This is a genomic window from Aquibaculum arenosum (genome assembly GCF_029222965.1).
GTDB classification, from domain to species: Bacteria; Pseudomonadota; Alphaproteobacteria; order Kiloniellales; family DSM-21159; genus Aquibaculum; species Aquibaculum arenosum.
Window position 1 is genome coordinate 92,462 of record NZ_JARHUD010000003.1, and the last position, 16,536, is coordinate 108,997.

General features: G+C 65.3%; 15 protein-coding genes and 1 pseudogene. 6 read left to right on the plus strand and 10 right to left on the minus strand.

What is annotated here, in order from left to right; genetic code table 11:
• Nucleotides 1-97: 97 nt before the first annotated feature.
• Both P2G67_RS05520 and P2G67_RS05525 read right to left on the minus strand, forming a co-directional pair.
• Nucleotides 98-490, minus strand: coding sequence for a response regulator (locus P2G67_RS05520; protein ID WP_275820851.1), 393 nt, complete (start codon nucleotides 488-490; stop codon nucleotides 98-100).
• Between the two features lie 118 nt (nucleotides 491-608).
• Nucleotides 609-2,792 carry a tetratricopeptide repeat-containing sulfotransferase family protein gene (locus P2G67_RS05525; RefSeq protein WP_275820852.1) on the minus strand — a complete coding sequence of 728 codons (2,184 nt, stop codon included), beginning with the start codon at nucleotides 2,790-2,792 and terminating at the stop codon, nucleotides 609-611.
• A gap of 94 nt (nucleotides 2,793-2,886) precedes the next feature.
• Between P2G67_RS05525 and P2G67_RS05530 the strand changes: the two genes are divergently transcribed.
• Nucleotides 2,887-3,414 carry a L,D-transpeptidase family protein gene (locus P2G67_RS05530; protein WP_275820854.1) on the plus strand — a complete coding sequence of 176 codons (528 nt, stop codon included), beginning with the start codon at nucleotides 2,887-2,889 and terminating at the stop codon, nucleotides 3,412-3,414.
• Here the strand turns inward: P2G67_RS05530 and P2G67_RS05535 are convergent.
• Nucleotides 3,366-4,085, minus strand: coding sequence for a YggS family pyridoxal phosphate-dependent enzyme (locus tag P2G67_RS05535; protein WP_275820856.1), 720 nt, complete (start codon nucleotides 4,083-4,085; stop codon nucleotides 3,366-3,368). The two genes, P2G67_RS05530 and P2G67_RS05535, sit on opposite strands and share 49 nt — an antisense overlap.
• 109 nt (nucleotides 4,086-4,194) lie before the next feature.
• Between P2G67_RS05535 and P2G67_RS05540 the strand changes: the two genes are divergently transcribed.
• The 5 genes from P2G67_RS05540 to holA all read left to right on the plus strand — a co-directional run bounded on the left by P2G67_RS05540 (nucleotide 4,195) and on the right by holA (nucleotide 9,705).
• Nucleotides 4,195-4,824: a hypothetical protein gene (locus tag P2G67_RS05540; RefSeq protein WP_275820858.1), complete on the plus strand. Its 630-nt coding sequence runs from the start codon at nucleotides 4,195-4,197 to the stop codon at nucleotides 4,822-4,824.
• 119 nt (nucleotides 4,825-4,943) lie between these two features.
• Nucleotides 4,944-5,468, plus strand: coding sequence for a DUF3576 domain-containing protein (locus P2G67_RS05545; protein ID WP_275820860.1), 525 nt, complete (start codon nucleotides 4,944-4,946; stop codon nucleotides 5,466-5,468).
• A gap of 62 nt (nucleotides 5,469-5,530) precedes the next feature.
• Nucleotides 5,531-8,107 (plus strand): leucine--tRNA ligase, encoded by a 2,577-nt coding sequence (gene leuS, locus P2G67_RS05550; protein WP_275820862.1) that lies wholly within the window; start codon nucleotides 5,531-5,533, stop codon nucleotides 8,105-8,107.
• A complete protein-coding gene (gene lptE / locus P2G67_RS05555) occupies nucleotides 8,094-8,627 on the plus strand; it encodes an LPS assembly lipoprotein LptE (protein WP_275820863.1) in 534 nt (177 codons plus the stop codon). Before leuS ends, lptE begins: the two co-directional genes overlap by 14 nt.
• Nucleotides 8,628-8,640: 13 nt before the next feature.
• Nucleotides 8,641-9,705 (plus strand): DNA polymerase III subunit delta, encoded by a 1,065-nt coding sequence (gene holA / locus P2G67_RS05560; protein ID WP_275820865.1) that lies wholly within the window; start codon nucleotides 8,641-8,643, stop codon nucleotides 9,703-9,705.
• 10 nt (nucleotides 9,706-9,715) lie between these two features.
• Here holA and P2G67_RS05565 read toward each other — a convergent pair whose 3' ends face one another.
• The 7 genes and pseudogenes from P2G67_RS05565 to P2G67_RS05595 all read right to left on the minus strand — a co-directional run.
• A complete protein-coding gene (locus tag P2G67_RS05565) occupies nucleotides 9,716-9,904 on the minus strand; it encodes a hypothetical protein (RefSeq protein WP_275820867.1) in 189 nt (62 codons plus the stop codon).
• Nucleotides 9,905-9,940: 36 nt separating this feature from the next.
• Complete coding sequence (locus tag P2G67_RS05570; protein WP_275820869.1) at nucleotides 9,941-11,317, minus strand: amidase; 1,377 nt, start codon at nucleotides 11,315-11,317, stop codon at nucleotides 9,941-9,943.
• A 10-nt stretch (nucleotides 11,318-11,327) separates the two neighbouring features.
• Nucleotides 11,328-12,749 carry a TRAP transporter large permease gene (locus P2G67_RS05575; protein ID WP_275820871.1) on the minus strand — a complete coding sequence of 474 codons (1,422 nt, stop codon included), beginning with the start codon at nucleotides 12,747-12,749 and terminating at the stop codon, nucleotides 11,328-11,330.
• On the minus strand, nucleotides 12,746-13,384 hold the full coding sequence (locus tag P2G67_RS05580) for a TRAP transporter small permease subunit (RefSeq protein WP_275820873.1): 639 nt from the start codon (nucleotides 13,382-13,384) through the stop codon (nucleotides 12,746-12,748). The genes P2G67_RS05575 and P2G67_RS05580 overlap by 4 nt, the downstream gene beginning before the upstream one ends.
• Before the next feature lie 74 nt (nucleotides 13,385-13,458).
• Nucleotides 13,459-14,595 carry a TRAP transporter substrate-binding protein gene (locus tag P2G67_RS05585; protein ID WP_275820875.1) on the minus strand — a complete coding sequence of 379 codons (1,137 nt, stop codon included), beginning with the start codon at nucleotides 14,593-14,595 and terminating at the stop codon, nucleotides 13,459-13,461.
• 239 nt (nucleotides 14,596-14,834) lie between these two features.
• Nucleotides 14,835-15,554 (minus strand): glutathione S-transferase, encoded by a 720-nt coding sequence (locus tag P2G67_RS05590; protein WP_275820877.1) that lies wholly within the window; start codon nucleotides 15,552-15,554, stop codon nucleotides 14,835-14,837.
• A 65-nt stretch (nucleotides 15,555-15,619) separates the two neighbouring features.
• Nucleotides 15,620-16,522: pseudogene (locus P2G67_RS05595) on the minus strand (2-hydroxy-3-oxopropionate reductase); the annotation flags it as partial.
• Nucleotides 16,523-16,536: the final 14 nt, after the last annotated feature.

Genomic DNA, 16,536 nt, shown 5'->3' on the forward strand with positions numbered 1-16,536 from the left:
CAGAGCAACCGCGTGACTCCGCTCTGAATCAGGGATGTCGAGCAGATTCACGCCTCAAATCGCATCGCTTCGCGAACTCGATTTGAGGCGATCTGCTCTACGGCAGGAAGCTGCGGATGGTTTCCAGGAAGCTGTTCACGGAGATGGGTTTGGCGATGTAGGCCTCGCAGCCGCCTTCGCGAATTTTCTCCTCATCGCCCTTCATGGCAAAGGCCGTGACCGCGATCACGGGAATGCGGCGCAGTTCGTCGTCCTCCTTCAGCCACTTGGTTACCTCCAGCCCCGACACCTCCGGGAGTTGGATGTCCATGAGGATGAGGTCGGGCCGGTGCTCCCGGGCAATGCGCAGCGCGTCCAGGCCGTCGCGGGTCTGAAGAACGCTGTAGCCCTGGGCTTCCAGGAGATCGTGGAAGAGCTTCATGTTGAGCTCATTGTCCTCGACCACCAGGATCCTGGGTGCTGCCGGGGCCTGTTCTTCGGGCTGTGTCATCATTGCCTGCAACCGCCGCCTTTCCGTTCGGCGCTTGCTTCGGCGCCGGTGTTCGTGAGTTTAACCAAAAGTCGTAGCGTCTGGAAATCGGCCCTAGGGCCTTCTGAATTCTGGTGCGCTAGACAGCAGGATAGCCGAATGTCGTCGCCCAGGGTCCCACCTGCTCGATTAGAGGTTCCAGTTGCGGGCGATAGTGTTGCCAGCGGTAACGCGCGCGGGTGTAGAGACCTTCAGTAACTTGGCTGTAGCTGGGCGTGTTGATGCGCCCGCGCTTGTGCGCCGTGGCAGTGAAGTCGCGCACGCCCTCTTCCCATTCCAGTCCCAGGAAGGCCAGCAGGCGCGTCACCTCGCCTTCAAAGTCTTCGAGCAGATCCTCGTAGCGCACCCGCATCTCGTCGAGCGGGAGCGTCTGCGCGTAGGTGTGATGGAGACGCATGACGGCGTCATAGTAGCTGCCCGCATCCTTCAGCGTCAGGAAGTTCGCCATGGCATCGTTGAGGTCGAAGTTCTGCATGAAGGCCGAGAGGCAGACATCACAGGGATGGCGCAGTGCGAATATGATCTGGGCCTCGGGCCAGAGGCGCTGGGCCAGCCCAAGCTGCATGAGGTTGAGCGGCAGCTTGTCCACCAGGCGCTGCCCTGGCGCGCGTACAACCGCGCCCTCCACCGCCTGCCAGTAGTCCCGTCGTGCGGCCTCCGCCTCGGCCTCGCCCAGCGACTCCAGGCAATCGGGAAAGCCCAGCGGCAAATCCGCCAGGCCGCGCCGCGCCGCATCCAGTGCCTCCACCTCCTCCATAACGGCAAGCTGCGAGTGGCCGGCCAGGATGTGATGCAGCAAGGTCGTGCCGGAGCGCGGGAAACCCACCAGGAAAATGGGGCTCTCGGCCCGCTCGGGCGCGACAAGCGGCGACCAGCCGCCCACCCACTCCGGCGTGAAGCGCGCCTGCAAGGTCTCGATCAGTCGGCGGCTCTGGTCCTGCTCCCCACGCAGCGCAGCGCCTCGCTCGACTGCGAGAGCATTGGCATCGGCAAAGGCGGCAAAGGCCTCCTCGTACTGCCCCAGACGGTCCAGGTTGCGGCCACGCTCGAACAGCCAGTCCTCCCGCAGCACGGCGGGCGCATCCGCCGGCGGAACCTCGGCAAGCCGCTCGGCGGCCGCTTCGATGCGGCCGGCACGCCGGTCAAGCCGCGCCGCCAACACTCGTGTCGCCGGATGGTCGGAGGCCAATTCCTCCAGTCGCTGGACCTCCTCCGCCGCTTCAGTCAAGCGGCTGGCCTGCTCCAGGCCGGTGGCGAGATTGAGCCGTGCTTCCCGATGGGACGGGTCCAGCGCCAGCGCCTTGCGCAACGCCGCCTCCGCTTCTTCAAGGCGCTCTTGCTTTTGCAGCAGAGCACCGAGGTTGGCCCAGGCAGCGGTGAAGTCCGGCGCCTGGGCCAGCACGGCACGGTAGCTGACTTCGGCCTCGGGCCAGCGGCCGGCCTCCTGTTGCGTAACCGCCAGATTGTAGCGCAGCTGAAGGTCCTGCGGTGCCGCTGTGGCGGCCGCCGTTGCCGCCTCCAAGGCTTCGCTGCTGGCGCCACGCGCCGCAAGCGCCCGCGAAAGAAGATCGAGCAGGCGTGGATGGCTGCCGCCGGAGAGTGCCTGGCGCGCCAGTTTTTCGGCTCGCTCAGCCTCTCCGGCAGCCAGGTGGGTTTCCCCCAGATTGATCAAGGCTTCGCCGAAGCCCGGTGCAACACTCAAAGCGGCCTGGAAGGTCTCCGCAGCCTCACCGAAGCGCCCCTCGGCCAGTAGAACACCGCCCAGATGGTTGAGCGCTTCGGGATGACCCGGCAGGAGTTCCAGCGCCTGCCGCAGGGCCGTCTCAGCGTCGGCGGCACGGCCCTGCGCCGCCAGCACCGCGCCCAGCACAATGGCGGCCTCGCCATCGTCGGGCGCCTCGGCCAGGGCGGCTCGCACGGAACCTTCCGCGGCCTCGACCTTACCGCCCGCCAGCTCAACCTTTGCCAGGTTGCGCAGGGCTTCCGCGTCCCGAGGGCGCTGCGTCAGGGCCTTGCGGATGAGCCGCTCGGCCTCGGCAAGGCGTCCCGACTGCGCGGCCAAGAGGCCCAGATAGTGTGCTGCCTGCGCCTGCGCGGGATCCTGTTTCAAGGCCTCGCGGTAGCAGCGTTCGGCCCCGGCCAGATCGCCCTGGCCGTGCAACCCGGCGCCCTCGGCGGCGAGACTTGCCGCGCGCGCCGCCCGATTCTGCCCCCGATCGCTCCCGGCCCCGCGGGCCGCGGCGCGCCGCTCCTTGCGATTCATACCGCCCCTCCTTGGTGTCGGCGCCAGCTTGCCCAAGCCCCGGTCGCAGGTCCAGCCTTCCACCTTAGGCAGAAAGCATGCTAAGAGGCCGGCCATGGATCTCCTGGTTTATCCTGAAAATGACTGCTGGGTGGCTCGCATCGGCGAGCAGCGTTATCGCTGCGCCATCGGGCGCGGTGGTATTCTTCCGGCTGCCGAGAAGCGCGAGGGCGACGGCGCCACACCGCTTGGCCGCTGGCCGCTGCGGCGCCTGCTCTTCCGCCCGGACCGGGGCGAAGCCCCTCAGACCGCCCTGCCCAGTGCTCCGCTGAGCCAGCGCGATGGCTGGTGCGACGATCCCGAGCGCACAGAGTACAATCAGCCGATCAACCTGCCCTTCCCGGGGCACCATGAGGTCCTGTGGCGGCAGGATGGCCTCTACGACCTCCTGGTCGTGCTGGGTCACAACGACAATCCACCCCGCCCCGGCAGTGGCAGTGCCATTTTCCTGCACTGCGCCCATGAAGACTATGCCCCCACCGAGGGCTGCGTCGCGCTGCAGCGCAGCGATCTGGAGCAGGTTCTGGCTCAGCTTCAGCCGGGTGACGCCGTCGAGGTGCTTGCGGAAGCGCCGGCCGGATAGGGCCGCTCGCCAAAGATGGCCGTGCCCACGCGAACATGGGTCGCCCCCAACTCCACCGCGGTCTCATAGTCTCCGCTCATACCCATGGAGAGCAGCGGTAGGTCATAACGCGCCGCCAGCTTGCGCAGCAGTGCAAAGTGCGGCGCCGGCGGCTCGCCCTGGGGCGGGATGCACATGAAGCCTCGCAGCGGCAGATCGAGCGAGCGGCAGAGTGTCACCAGGGCTTCTACTTCGCCCGGTACCACCCCGGCCTTCTGCGGCTCCTCGCCGGTGTTGACCTGAAGGAAGCAGGCCGGCCGCCGCCCTTGCTTGTCCATCTCCTTCGCCAGGGCCCGGGCGATCTTCTCTCGATCCACTGTCTGGATCACGTCGAAATGGGCCACGGCCTCGGCCGCCTTGTTGGACTGCAGCGGACCAATGAGATGCAGCTCGAAATCCGGCTGCGATTCGCGCAGCTCGGGGAACTTCTGCAGGGCTTCCTGCACCCGGTTTTCGCCGAAGCAGCGCTGACCGGCGTCAAGAGCTTCGACAATGCTTGCGGCTGGATGGGTCTTGGAGACCGCGACCAGGGTGACATCGCACGGATCGCGCCCCGCCCGCCGGGCCGCTGCCTTAATGCGGTCGCGCACCGCCTCCAGTCTTTCCACAAGCGCTTCCGCCTCACGCGCCATGATCGATCTCCTTGCTCTCCGACACCACCACGCATCCGGCACTCTTGCCGAAATACCAGCGAAGCGCCATTTTCCTTTGAAGGAATGGGCATAACTCAGGGTCAGCGACATGCAAGAGAGACCGTCCCAATCGCGCCTGTCAAACGCGGTGCATGCAAGGGCGCTGCGTGCCGTACCACTGCTGCTCGCCGGCGGGCTGGCGCTTTCCGCCTGCGCCGACACCGCGGCCGTCAATCGCGGAGACTACTCCCCAGGGTATCGGGTCAGCGACTTGGTTCACGCCGGCCGGGACGAGGGCGTCCCCTTGACCGTGCTGGGCGACCCCTTCGGCACCGGCGACGCAGCCGTAACGGCCGCCACTGCCGAGCGCCTGCAGGTTCCCGGCTGGGCTCCCCAGGTCGACTTCCGCCCGCGCCGCGACGGGGACAGCGCCTGGGGTGTCGTCCTGGCCTTTGACCCGCCACTCAGCACCAGCCCGCGGCAGGTTTGCTCGGCCCAGTATACAGGCGAATTGACCACCCGCTCTGCCCCGAACCCCGAGGCCGACGAGGGGCGACTGATAGCCGCCTTCTGTAATGGTGGGCCAATCAGCAGCACCCGCGCCACAGTGCCGACGCTGTCCGGCGTCGACGATCCCGCCTATCGCGAACTGCTTTCACAGATCAGTCTCACGCTTTTCCCGCCCTACAACCCGGACATGCGTGAAAGCGATGAAGAACGGATTCGGCCGAGCTTCTGAGCAACGGCAGTGACTTCAACGCGCCTTTGCTGTTTGAAGTCCCGGCCGATGCTGGCATAGTGCCGCTCGTTCGGCAGGCAATCGCCGCCGATCAGTGTTTGGCGCGGAAATGGTGTACTATGTGGAAACGCACGGCGAGCCTTTGCCTTCTGCTCGGATTGACGGCCTGCGGTACCTCCTCCAACGATAATGTTCGCTACGATTATCCTGACCAAATGGACCGCTTTGGCCGCCCGACCTATGAAGGCGAGCCGAGCGTCTTTGGTGAGGATGGCCTGCTCCTGCTGGGCTCGCGGACAGAGCGACCGGATGCGGGGGGCAGCGGGATTGGCGTCAACGCCTTCCTCTGGCGGGCCTCGCTGGACACCCTGAACTTCCTGCCACTGGCTTCGGCGGATCCCTTCGGCGGTGTCATTATCACCGACTGGTATACGCCGCCGGACACGCCAGATGAGCGCTTCAAGGTCAACGTGCTGATCCTCGGCAGCGACCTGCGCGCCGATGGTGTACGCGCCACGGTCTTCCGACAGGTGCGCGACGAAGGTGGCTGGGCGGATGCACCCAGCGCCGAGAACAGCGGACGCGAAATCGAAGACGCCATCCTGACCCGGGCTCGCGAGTTGCGCATCGCCGGCCTCAACTGAGCCCACTACGGATCGATACCCCCGGCCTGCCCGCGACGGCCGGGCGGTCTGGAAGCAAGAGCATGAGCCGTTACAACCCGAAAGAAACCGAAGCCAAGTGGCAGCGGGCCTGGGACGAGGCCGACTGCTTCCACGTGGCCGACGCGCCTGGCGCGGAAGACACCCGGCCCAAGTACTATGTGCTGGAGATGTTTCCCTATCCTTCCGGGCGCATCCACATGGGCCATGTGCGCAACTATTCCATCGGCGACGTGATCGCCCGCTACAAGCGCGCCCGCGGTTTCAACGTCATGCACCCCATGGGATGGGACGCCTTCGGCCTGCCGGCCGAGAATGCCGCGGCCGAACGCCGCATTCATCCGGCGCAGTGGACCTACGACAACATCGCGACCATGCGCGGACAGCTTAAGAAAATGGGGCTGTCCATCGACTGGGCGCGGGAGTTCGCCACCTGCGATCCGGAGTACTACGCCCACCAGCAGGCGATCTTCCTGGATTTCCTCGAATCCGGGCTGGTCTATCGCAAAGAGTCCTGGGTCAACTGGGATCCGGTCGATCACACCGTGCTGGCCAATGAGCAGGTCATCGATGGCCGCGGCTGGCGATCGGGCGCGCTGATTGAACGTCGCCGCCTGTCGCAGTGGTTCTTCCGCATCACCGCCTTTTCCGAGGAGTTGCTGAGCGCGCTCGATTCGCTCGAACGCTGGCCGGAGAAGGTGCGCCTGATGCAGCGCAACTGGATCGGACGCTCCGAGGGTGCCAAGGCGCACTTCGAGATCGTCGGTCGTGACGAGGCCATCGAGGTTTTCACCACCCGCCCCGACACGCTCTACGGCGCCTCCTTCTGCGCGCTCTCGCCGCATCACCCCCTGACCGCCGAACTGGCGGAGAAGAACCCGGAACTGGCCGCCTTCGTCGCCGAATGCGACCGCCTGGGCACCAGCGAGGAGGCGATCGAGACCGCTGAGAAGCGGGGCTACGACACGGGCCTCAAGGTACGCCACCCCCTGGACCCGGACTGGGAGCTGCCGGTCTACGTCGCCAACTTCGTTCTGATGGACTACGGCACCGGCGCGATCTTCGCCTGCCCGGCCCATGATCAGCGCGACCTGGATTTCGCGCGCAAGTACGACCTGCCGGTCACGCCCGTGGTGCTGCCGCCGGACGCCGATGCCGCCAGCTTTGACGTGGGCGACGAGGCCTATGTGGGCGAAGGCACGATCTTCAACTCCCACTTTCTCGACGGCCTGCCGGTGGAAGAGGCCAAGCGCAAGGTCATCGAGCGCCTGGAAGCCCTCGGCAAGGGCGAGGGCCGGGTGCAGTTCCGGCTGCGCGACTGGGGCGTCTCGCGCCAGCGCTACTGGGGCTGTCCGATTCCCGTGATCCACTGCCCGAGCTGCGGTGCGGTTCCGGTGCCGCGCGAACAGCTGCCTCTGCGCCTGCCCGAGGATGTCAGCTTCGACAAGCCGGGAAATCCTCTGGTCCACCATCCGACCTGGAAGCAGGCTTCTTGTCCCAAGTGCGGCGGTACGGCGGAACGCGACACCGACACCATGGACACCTTCGTTGATTCCTCCTGGTACTTCGCGCGCTTCTGCAGCCCGCGCGACGAGAACCGGCCGCTCAATCCGGCGGCCGTGGACCACTGGCTTCCGGTCGACCAGTACATCGGCGGCATCGAGCACGCCATCTTGCATCTGCTCTATTCGCGCTTCTTCACGCGTGCCTTGAAGCAGACGGGGCATCTCGGCCTGGAGGAGCCCTTTGCCGGTCTCTTCACCCAGGGCATGATCGGTCATGAGACCTATCGTGACGCCGAGGGCCGCTGGTTCTCGCCGGATGAGGTGGTGGCCGGAGACGATGGCCAGCTGCGCGGCCCCGAGGGCCAGGCGGTCACCCGCGGGCGCGTGGAGAAGATGAGCAAGTCCAAGCGCAACACCGTGGACCCCGAGCGTATCATCGGCACCTACGGCGCCGACACCGCGCGCTGGTTCATGCTTTCAGATAGCCCGCCCGAGCGCGAGATGGAGTGGACCGACGCGGGGATCGAGGGCGCCTGGCGCTTCACCCAGCGGCTCTGGCGCCTGGTCGCCGAGTCGCTGCCCCTGCTGCCACCCTTTGGCACGCCGGCCCCGGCTGAGATCCAGGGCCCAGCCTTGGATTTGCGCCGTCAGGTCCACAAGACCATTCACGACATCAGCGTCGACATCGAGGCCTTCCACTTCAACAAGGCCGTGGCGCGAATCTACGAGCTGACCAACGCCATCTCCGCCTTCAAGGGCCGCGACGAAGCCGGCCTCTGGGTGCTGCGCGAAGCCTGTGAGACGCTGGCCCGGCTGGTGGCGCCGATGATGCCGCACCTGGCCGAAGAGCTCTGGGCGCGGCTGGGCGGAGAGGACCTCTTGGCGCGGGCGCCCTGGCCGGAAGCCGACCCGGCGCTGGCCCGCGATGAGGTGGTCGTGATCGCTGTGCAGATCAACGGCAAGCTCCGCGCCAAGCTGGAGCAGCCGCGCGATGCCAAGCGCGACAGCTTGGAAGCCGCCGCCCTGGCCGACCCTGCGGTAGCCAAGCACCTAGAGGGCCGCAGCCCACGCAAGGTGATCGTTGTGCCGAACCGGATCGTCAATGTGGTGGTCTAGACGCCATCTGCTGGGCATGCTCGGCGCCCTGCCGCTCGCCGCCGGGCTGAGCGGTTGCGTGGTGCGGCCGCTCTACGGCACGGCCGGCAGCCGACCCGGAGCCGCGGAGGATGGGGCGCCGGCTCTGGCTTCGGTTGGCATCCAGCCCATTCCAGGCCGCCGTGGCCAAATGCTGCACAACGAGCTGCGCGATCTGCTCAATCCACGCGGCCAACCAGTCTCGGCGCTTTATAATCTCCAGGTGGAGATGTCCGAGAACACGCGCGAATCCGGCCTCCGGCGCACGGAAACGGCAACCCGTGGCACCTTGACCATGCGCGCCGACTACCGCCTGTTCCAACGCGAAAGCGGCGAAGCACTGACCAGCGGGCGCGCGCAGTCGATCGTCGGCTTCAACCTCGTGGAAAGTGGCTACGCCAACCACGTCTCGGCGCAGAGCGCGCAGGAACGCGCGGTGCGCGAGCTGGCGCAGGAAATCCGTCGACGACTCGCGCTCTTCCTCGCCGAATCCAGCGGCTGACGGGAACCGGATCGTGGAGATCCGCGCCGACCAACTTCCCTCCCAGCTGCCGCGCCTGGTGGAGCGTCTGCGCGCGCTGCTGTTTTACGGCCCCGATGCCGGGCTGATCGCTGAGCTGAGCGGCAACGCCTCGCGCGCCGTCCTGGGCGAGACGGCCGATCCCTTTCGCATGGCGGAGCTGACGCCGGCGCAGCTGCGCGACGACCCGGCCTTGCTGGCCGACGAGGCGGCGGCGCTCTCGCTGACCGGCGGACGCCGCGTGGTGCGCCTGCGCGGCGCTGGCAACGAGCTGGCCGAGCTGCTGAAGGGCTTCCTGAAGGATCCCCCCGGCGAGGCGCTGCTGTTGGTGGAAGCCGGGGATCTGCCGAAACGCGCCGCGCTGGTCCAGGCCTTCGCCCGCGCCGACGATCGGGCGGGCGTGGTGGCCTGCTACCGCGACGAGGGCGGCGGCATCGCACGCCTCGCCACCACGCTGCTGCGCGAGGCCGGACTCGAGGCAAACCGTGATGCGCTGGCTCTGCTTTCCCGCCAGCTCGGAGGAGACCGACAGCTCAGCCGTCGCGAAATCGAAAAGCTGATCCTCTACAAAGGCGGGTCCCAGGATGACGTCCCTGCCGGCACGGCAAGCAGCCGCGTCGAAGTAGAAGATGTGGTGGCCTGCATCGGAGATGGCGCCGCCCTCGACCTCGACGACATCGCGCTTGCCGTCTGCGACGGCGATACCGCGGCGCTTGATCGGGCCTTACGTCGCAGTTTTCAGCAAGGCACCAACGCGGTGCAGATCCTGCGCCACGTCATGCGCCACTTCCAGCGGCTGCACTTCGTGGCCGCACAGGTGGCAGAGGGCACGGCAGCAAAATCCGCCATGGCCACGCTGCAACCGCGTCCCTTCTGGAAAGTGGCTGACCGCTTCGAGGCTCAGGCCAGAAGCTGGCCGCCAGCCCGACTGGCCGCGGCGAGCGCCCGTCTGCTCGACGCGGAGGCCGCCTGCAAGCGCACCGGCAGCCGCGATACCGCGCTCTGTGGTCAGATCCTGCTGGGCATTGCCTTGACGGCGCCGAAGGGGCGCAGGCGGTGAAAGCGCGACTTTAGCCCTTGTCGACCTGCTGCTTGCCGCGCCCCGGACCGAGGTCGCGGAAGAAGTCGTAGAGCACCAGCAGCACGACGATGCCGATGACCACGGTCATGTCGACGCGCGGCACCCACATGACCAGCACGGACAGGAAGGCGAGCAAGAGCACCAGGGCGCAGATGGCGATCAGGCGGTCGGAGAACATGACGTTCCTCTCCTCATGTATCACAGCGAACGCGGGCTAGCCGCGCCCCTGTTCCTGGTTGTCGCTCTCGTCGCGGAGGCGCTCCACGAGCCAGCGCGCAGTGCGCAGCAAGCGACCGTCACGCCCCCGCTTGCCGATCAGCTGCACTCCGATGGGCAAGCCCTCAGCGCCCACCAGCAGCGGCAGACTCACCGCCGGCACGCCGCAGAAGGTCCAGAGCGTGCAGAAGGTTGGCTTGCCCGTGGTCTCGATGCCGAGCGCCTGTCCGGTCGTGGCGGGGGTGATCAAGGCGTCGTACTGATCGAGCAACTGATCGAGCGCGGCGTTGTAGATCTCGATCCAGTCATGCGCGCTGACGTAGTCCATGGCCAGGATCCTGCGGCCCTCTTCGACCATCTCCCGCAGGCGCGGACTGAGCTGCTCGCGGTCCTTGTCGTAGTAGCGGCCGTAGTTCTTTGCGATGTCCGCCAGGTGAATGGTGCTGTGTAAATCGATGGCCTTGCCGAAGACCTCGGGCAGGTCCACCTGTTCAACCCGCGGGCCCAGCTCCGCCACCAGTTCCTCAAAGCCCTGGCGCAGATCCGGCTCCGTATCCTCCCAGAAGGGCGAGCGCACGAAAGCAAAATCCGGCTGCACCGGCGGCTTGCTGCGCGCCGTTTCCAGCAACTGGGGCCGCGCGACCAGGCGCATGGCCCGGTCCTCCTCATCGTAGCCGGCCATGGCATCGTGCAGCAGCGCCACGTCCTCAACCGTGCGGGCGAAGCCGCCGAGCGTGTCCAGCGTCGGCGACTGGGTGATCACACCACGGCGCGAGACCACGCCCTGGCTCGGCTTGAAACCAACCACACCACAGTAAGCAGCCGGTCGGATGACCGAACCGTTGGTCTGGCTCCCCACCGACAAGGGCGCCATCCCCGCCGCCACCGCCGCCGCCGAGCCCGAGGAGGACCCACCGGGTGTGCGGCTGGTATCGTGGGGATTGCGGGTCTTGCCCGGATGGAAGACCGCCAGTTCCGTGGTGACGGTCTTGCCGAGAATAATCGCTCCGGCTTCGCGCAGACGGGTGACGACGGCCGCATCCTTGCGCGGCCTGCGTCCCGCATCCAACGGCGTGCCGTTCTCACAGGGGAGCCCTGCGACATCGACGATGTCCTTGATCCCCACCGGCACACCGTGCAGCGGCCCCAGTGGGTGCCCCTTCTCACGGTGCCGGTCCAACGCCTTCGCCTGTGCAAGGGCAAACTCGGGGTCGAGGTGCGCCCAGGCCTGGATCCGGGTGTCCTGCTCCCCGATGTGGTCGAGGAAAGCTTCGGTGGCCTCCACCGCCCGGACGCTGCCCTTGGCGATTGCCTCAGCCAGTTCCAGGGCGGAGAGCCCAACCACACCAGCGTCAGCGTTCTTCTTCTTGGCCATTTCCTGTCTCCTATCGCCCGTAGATCTGCTGCGGCAGCCAGAAGGCGAGCTGTGGGAAGACGTAGAGGATGAACATGGAGAAGACGATCATCACCAGGTAGGGCGCGATGCCCTTGAAGATATCCACCAGCTGCACGTGAGGTGGCGATATTCCTTTCAGGTAATAGGCCGCCATGGCCATGGGTGGTGTGAGGAACGAGGTCTGCAGATTCAGCGCAATCAGGATCCCAAAGAACAGCGGATCGATCTCGAAGTGCGCCAGCAGTGGCAGGAAGATGGGAACGAAGATGATGATGATCTCGCTCCACTCCAGCGGCCAGCCGAGCAGGAAGATGATGATCTGCGCCAGGATCAGGAAGGTGATGGCCGAAAGCTGCAGGCCGACCACGAAGTCGCTGATCACGTGCTCGCCACCGAGGTAGGAGAAGACCGAAGCGAAGGTCCAGGAGCCGACGAAGAGCCAGCAGACCATGGCGGAGGTCTTCACCGTCAGATAGACCGATTCGCGCAACCGATCCCAGGTGAGCGCGCCGTAGGCGGCGGCCAGAACCAGTCCGCCCAGCGCGCCGATGGCAGCCGCTTCCGACGGCGTTGCCAAGCCAAAGAGGATGGCACCCAGCACCGCAAGGATCAGCACAGCAAGCGGGAAGAAGGAGGTAAGCAGCATGACGAAGAGCCGACCTGCGCTCACCTCGCCCACCTCTTCCTTGCTGGGCTTGGGTGCGAGCTGCGGCTGCATCCAGGCCCGGATCAGCACGTACATCACATAGAGGCTGGCCAGCAGGAAGCCCGGGAAGAGCGCCCCGGCGTAGAGGCGCACGATGGAAACGCCCGATGTCGCCGCATAGACGATCAGCATGATCGAAGGCGGAATAAGGATGCCAAGACAGCCACCGGCGCAGATCACGCCCGCTGCGAAGCTGGTGTTGTAGCGCGCCTTGAGCATGGCCGGGAAGGCCAGCAGGCCCATGAGCGTGACCACAGCGCCAACGATGCCCGTTGCCGTGGCGAAGAGCGCACAGGTGATCAGGGCCGCCACCGCCATGGAACCCGGCAGGTTGCGCGCGGCGATGTTCAAGGTGGAGAAGAGACGCGCGACGATGTTGGCGCGCTCGACGATGTACCCCATGAAGAGGAACAGCGGCACGGCCGTCAGCACGTCGTTTGCCATCACCGAATAGGTTTGATTGACGAAGAGATCAAATATTCGATTGTTCAGGAAGGCTCCGATATAGGCGTCAACCTGATTGAAGAAGCCTGCCCCCTCTTCGACAGCCCTGTCGTAGGCGCGCCACATCCGGGTGCCGTCAAAATAAGCGTAGTAGCCAAAGCCGACCGCCATCCCCATGAGGGTGAAGGCAATCGGGAAACCCAGCATGATGAGGAAGATGAACAACCCCAACATGAACACCGCGACCTGGGGATCGGTCATTGCCCCTGCCTTTCCGGATGCGCTGCACCGGCACCCGTCTGTACGCTCTCCATCTCGGCCGCCGGCTCGGCAGCCACCTCCTTGTTGGCCAGGAGAACAGCTTCCATCTCTTCCACGTCCTCCAGCGCCTGCGGCCATTCACGGGTACGCATTGCCACGATGCAGCGACAAACCTGGGCTAAACCCTGAAGGAGCAGGAGAACACCGGCGGCCACGATGACGGTCTTGAACTGGAAGATCGGAATGTTAGCCGGGCTGAACTGACTGACTTCCATGTAGCGCCAGGAGTTTCCGGCATACTTCCAGCCGGCGAAGATCAGCGCCAGGACGCCGGGGAAGAAGAAGAGAAAATAGAGAATGAGTTCGACCGTGGCCTGCACCTTGACCGGCCAGAGCCGATAGAGGAAGTCCGCGCGGACGTGTGCATTGCGCGATAGCGCATAGGCGCCAGCCATCATGAAGAGCGAGCCATACATCATATAGGTGACGTCGAAGGCCCAGGGCGTCGGTCGCCCCAGCACATAACGCACGAACACCTCGTAGCTGACACCCAGGGTCATCAGCATGATCAGCCAGGCAAAAGCCTTGCCGAACCACATCGAGATCTTGTCGACGAAAAGGATGAAACCCGTCACCCGCCGGCTCCTCGTGTCGGTGTCAGAAAAAGGGGGCGGTGCCCAAGGCGCCGCCCCCTGATCCAGGTCCGGCTTTAGAAGTCGATCTTGCCGGGATAGTAGTGCTGATAGGCCAGCTTGTAGTCCGGCCCGTTCATCAGGCTGTAGAAGACCACCCTCTCACACCACTCACGCTGGCTCTCGACCACCTTCGCGAAGAACTCGTCCTCGCCGGTCAGCTGATCGATCATCTCGTCCCAGGCAGCCAACTGGGCTTCCATGATGGACTGCGGCGTGCGCTGAACGTTGACGCCATCCTCCTCGATCAGACCCTGCAGGTCGGCGGAGTAGAGGTTCATCGCCTTGGAGAGATTGGCCGTGGCAGAAGCTTCGACGCCATACTCCAGGATGGCCCGCAGCTCGTCCGGAAGCTCCTCGAACATGTCGCGGTTGAAGATGAACTCGAAGGTCTCGTTTGCCTGGTGGTAGGAGCCAAGCATGTAGTTCTTGGCCACGTCCTGCGCACCGAAACGACGGTCAGAGGTCGGGTTGTTGAACTCGAAGGCATCCAGGACACCGCGCTCCATGGCAGGAACGATTTCGCCGCCCGGAAGCTGGGTGACGGCGGAGCCCATGGCCTGGAAAAGGTCGGCGGCCAAGCCGACGGTGCGGTACTTCAAGCCTTCCAGCTGATCGGCAGACTCGATCGGCTCCTTGAACCAACCCAGCGGCTGCGCCGGCATCGGCATGCCGAAGCGGCCGACGATGTTGAGGCCCAGGATGTCCTGGACCAGCTCGTCATAGAGGTCCTGACCACCGCCGTGGTGGACCCAGGCCAGCATCTGGATCGGATCGCCACCGAAAACGGGGCCGGTGCCGAAGAGCGAGGCGGCCTTGTTCTTTCCGTACCAGTAGGCAGCCACGGTATGGGCAATGTCGATGACGCCGTCACTGCAGGCGTCCTGCACCTGGAAGGCGCCGACAATGGCGCCGGCCGGGGTGAGGTCGATCTGCAGACGGCCACCGGCCATGGCTTCCACGCGGGACACATAGTCGGCAGCCATTTCGTGGAAGACGTCGCTCGAGGACCAGGACGACTGCATACGCAGGGTCATGGTTTCCGCGCGAGATACCTGGGGCATCGCCAAGGATGCGGCGCCGACACCCGCGGTGATCGCGCCCCCCTTGAGCAGTTTGCGACGAGACAATTTGCTGGACGTAGCATCAGACATGCCGTGCCTCCTGTTGCGTTTCCGTGCGTTTCTCTTTTTGCGACCTGCGCCGCACGCGAGCAGGCCGCAGGACTTCCGTTGTGCTCTGTCCCACAACCGTCGGAAAGTGCACAGCGAAACTGTTGTTACCCATATGGCATAATTTTGATGATCGGGGCTAGGGTAAAATGCAGGCTAGAGCGCCTCATTGGCGGCCGCACGAGGAAAAGCCACAACAACCCTTGCTTTTCATCCGCCCGTCAGGCTCGCGGGCGATCCAACTCGGGATAGTGCCGGAAGATCCCAGATTCGTTGAAGGCGATACGCCGATCCGACTCGAGATAGCGCCGCAGCCGGGGCAGTGCCGCAATGTGCGCATGCAAGGCTACAATCCGCGGAAACCTGGGCTCCAAATGGCGCATTGCCTGCGGGAAGGCGTAGCGAAGACCGGCCAGGACCTGGAACAACGAAAGGTCGGCATAGCTCCACCGCGAGCCGCAGAGAAAGCCCGAGTCGCCCGCACGCTCGAGCACCCGCTCGAAGTAGCCCAGGTAGCGTGGCGCCCGCTCAGCGAGAAAACCGGCAGTGCGCCGACGCGCTTCGGCCTGCTGCTCTTCATAGTAGAGCCCGCTGCCTATGGGATGATGCGTATCGTGGATTTCCTGCAGGAAGTCGGCCAGGGTCAGCTGGAGTTGCTGGGCGCGAAGGAATCCGGTCTCGTCGCTCGGCGCCAGGCCGTGTTGTCGGCCCAGATAGCAGAGGATGGTCGCTGTCTGGGCGATCACCAGGTCGCCCTGCTTCAGGAAGGGCGGCGCAAAGGGCAAGGTCCCCCGCTCGCTCTCTCGCATCAGAGCCAGGAGCCGCGCCGTGCCACCAGGCTCCCGCGCAACATCCCGGTAGGGCAGGTCCGCCGCCTCCAGCGCGAGGCGAACGAATTCGCCCCGCCCTTGGATCTCCGGCCAATAGTAGAGCTCGTACATCGCGACCCCTCCTTTCCCGCTGCTTGTCTTCGTGGCGGAAAAGCCAGGCGCGACTCCGCGCCCTGCTATTCCTTGACGGGATGCTGCGCCATCAGTTCCAGAGCCTTGACCATGGCGGAATGATCCCAGTCAAAGCCGCCCTGGGCGACGCAGGCGCTGAACAAAGCTTGGGCGGTGCCAGTGTTGGGCAGCGCCACGCCGAGCTCGCGCGCCGACTGCAGCGCCAGATTGAGATCCTTCTGGTGCAGACCGATGCGGAAACCCGGATCGAAGGTGCGCTTGATCATGCGCTCGCCGTGGATTTCCAGGATCTTTGACCCGGCAAAGCCGCCCATCAGCGCCTCGCGCACCTTGGCGGGATCGGCCCCGGCCTTGGAGGCGAAGACCAGCGCCTCGCCCACCGCCTCGATGGTGAGCGCAACGACGATTTGGTTGGCGACCTTGCAGGTCTGTCCGGCACCATTCTCCTCGCCCACCAGGGTGATGTTCTTGCCCATGGCTTCCAGCAGGGGCAGTACCCGATCGAAGGTCTTGCGTGCGCCGCCGCACATGATGGTCAGAGCCGCATTCTTGGCGCCGACTTCACCGCCGGAGACCGGCGCGTCGATGTATTCGCCGCCCTGATCGAGAATGCGCTTCGCGAAAGCCTGGGTCGCAGTGGGCGAGATGGAACTCATATCGAGCAACACCGCACCGGCCTGCAAACCTGCCGCGACTCCCTCATCTGCGAAAAGCACAGCTTCGACGTCCGGGGTGTCCGGCAGCATCAGGATCACGACCTCGGACTTCTCGGCAACTTCCTTTGCACTGCTGCAGGCGGTGGCGCCGCCGCTCACCAACTCCTCGGGCAGCGGCGAGCGGTGCTGCAGCAGGAAAAGCTCGTGCCCTGCCGCCTGCAGATGCCCCGCCATGGGACGACCCATGATGCCCGTTCCGATGAAACCGATGCGCATTGCTTTTTCCTCCCGTGCTAAGTGTCGTT

What these genes read in the sequence shown, in the direction of transcription:
- P2G67_RS05575 (WP_275820871.1), bottom strand. Translation starts at nt 12,749, where the DNA reads ATGACCGATCCCCAGGTCGCGGTGTTCATGTTGGGGTTGTTCATCTTC.
- P2G67_RS05590 (WP_275820877.1), bottom strand. Translation starts at nt 15,554, where the DNA reads ATGTACGAGCTCTACTATTGGCCGGAGATCCAAGGGCGGGGCGAATTC.
- P2G67_RS05520 (WP_275820851.1), bottom strand. Translation starts at nt 490, where the DNA reads ATGACACAGCCCGAAGAACAGGCCCCGGCAGCACCCAGGATCCTGGTG.
- lptE (WP_275820863.1), top strand. Translation starts at nt 8,094, where the DNA reads ATGTGGTGGTCTAGACGCCATCTGCTGGGCATGCTCGGCGCCCTGCCG.
- P2G67_RS05525 (WP_275820852.1), bottom strand. Translation starts at nt 2,792, where the DNA reads ATGAATCGCAAGGAGCGGCGCGCCGCGGCCCGCGGGGCCGGGAGCGAT.
- P2G67_RS05530 (WP_275820854.1), top strand. Translation starts at nt 2,887, where the DNA reads ATGGATCTCCTGGTTTATCCTGAAAATGACTGCTGGGTGGCTCGCATC.
- P2G67_RS05570 (WP_275820869.1), bottom strand. Translation starts at nt 11,317, where the DNA reads ATGGCCAAGAAGAAGAACGCTGACGCTGGTGTGGTTGGGCTCTCCGCC.
- P2G67_RS05540 (WP_275820858.1), top strand. Translation starts at nt 4,195, where the DNA reads ATGCAAGAGAGACCGTCCCAATCGCGCCTGTCAAACGCGGTGCATGCA.
- P2G67_RS05535 (WP_275820856.1), bottom strand. Translation starts at nt 4,085, where the DNA reads ATGGCGCGTGAGGCGGAAGCGCTTGTGGAAAGACTGGAGGCGGTGCGC.
- P2G67_RS05545 (WP_275820860.1), top strand. Translation starts at nt 4,944, where the DNA reads ATGTGGAAACGCACGGCGAGCCTTTGCCTTCTGCTCGGATTGACGGCC.
- leuS (WP_275820862.1), top strand. Translation starts at nt 5,531, where the DNA reads ATGAGCCGTTACAACCCGAAAGAAACCGAAGCCAAGTGGCAGCGGGCC.
- P2G67_RS05585 (WP_275820875.1), bottom strand. Translation starts at nt 14,595, where the DNA reads ATGTCTGATGCTACGTCCAGCAAATTGTCTCGTCGCAAACTGCTCAAG.
- P2G67_RS05565 (WP_275820867.1), bottom strand. Translation starts at nt 9,904, where the DNA reads ATGTTCTCCGACCGCCTGATCGCCATCTGCGCCCTGGTGCTCTTGCTC.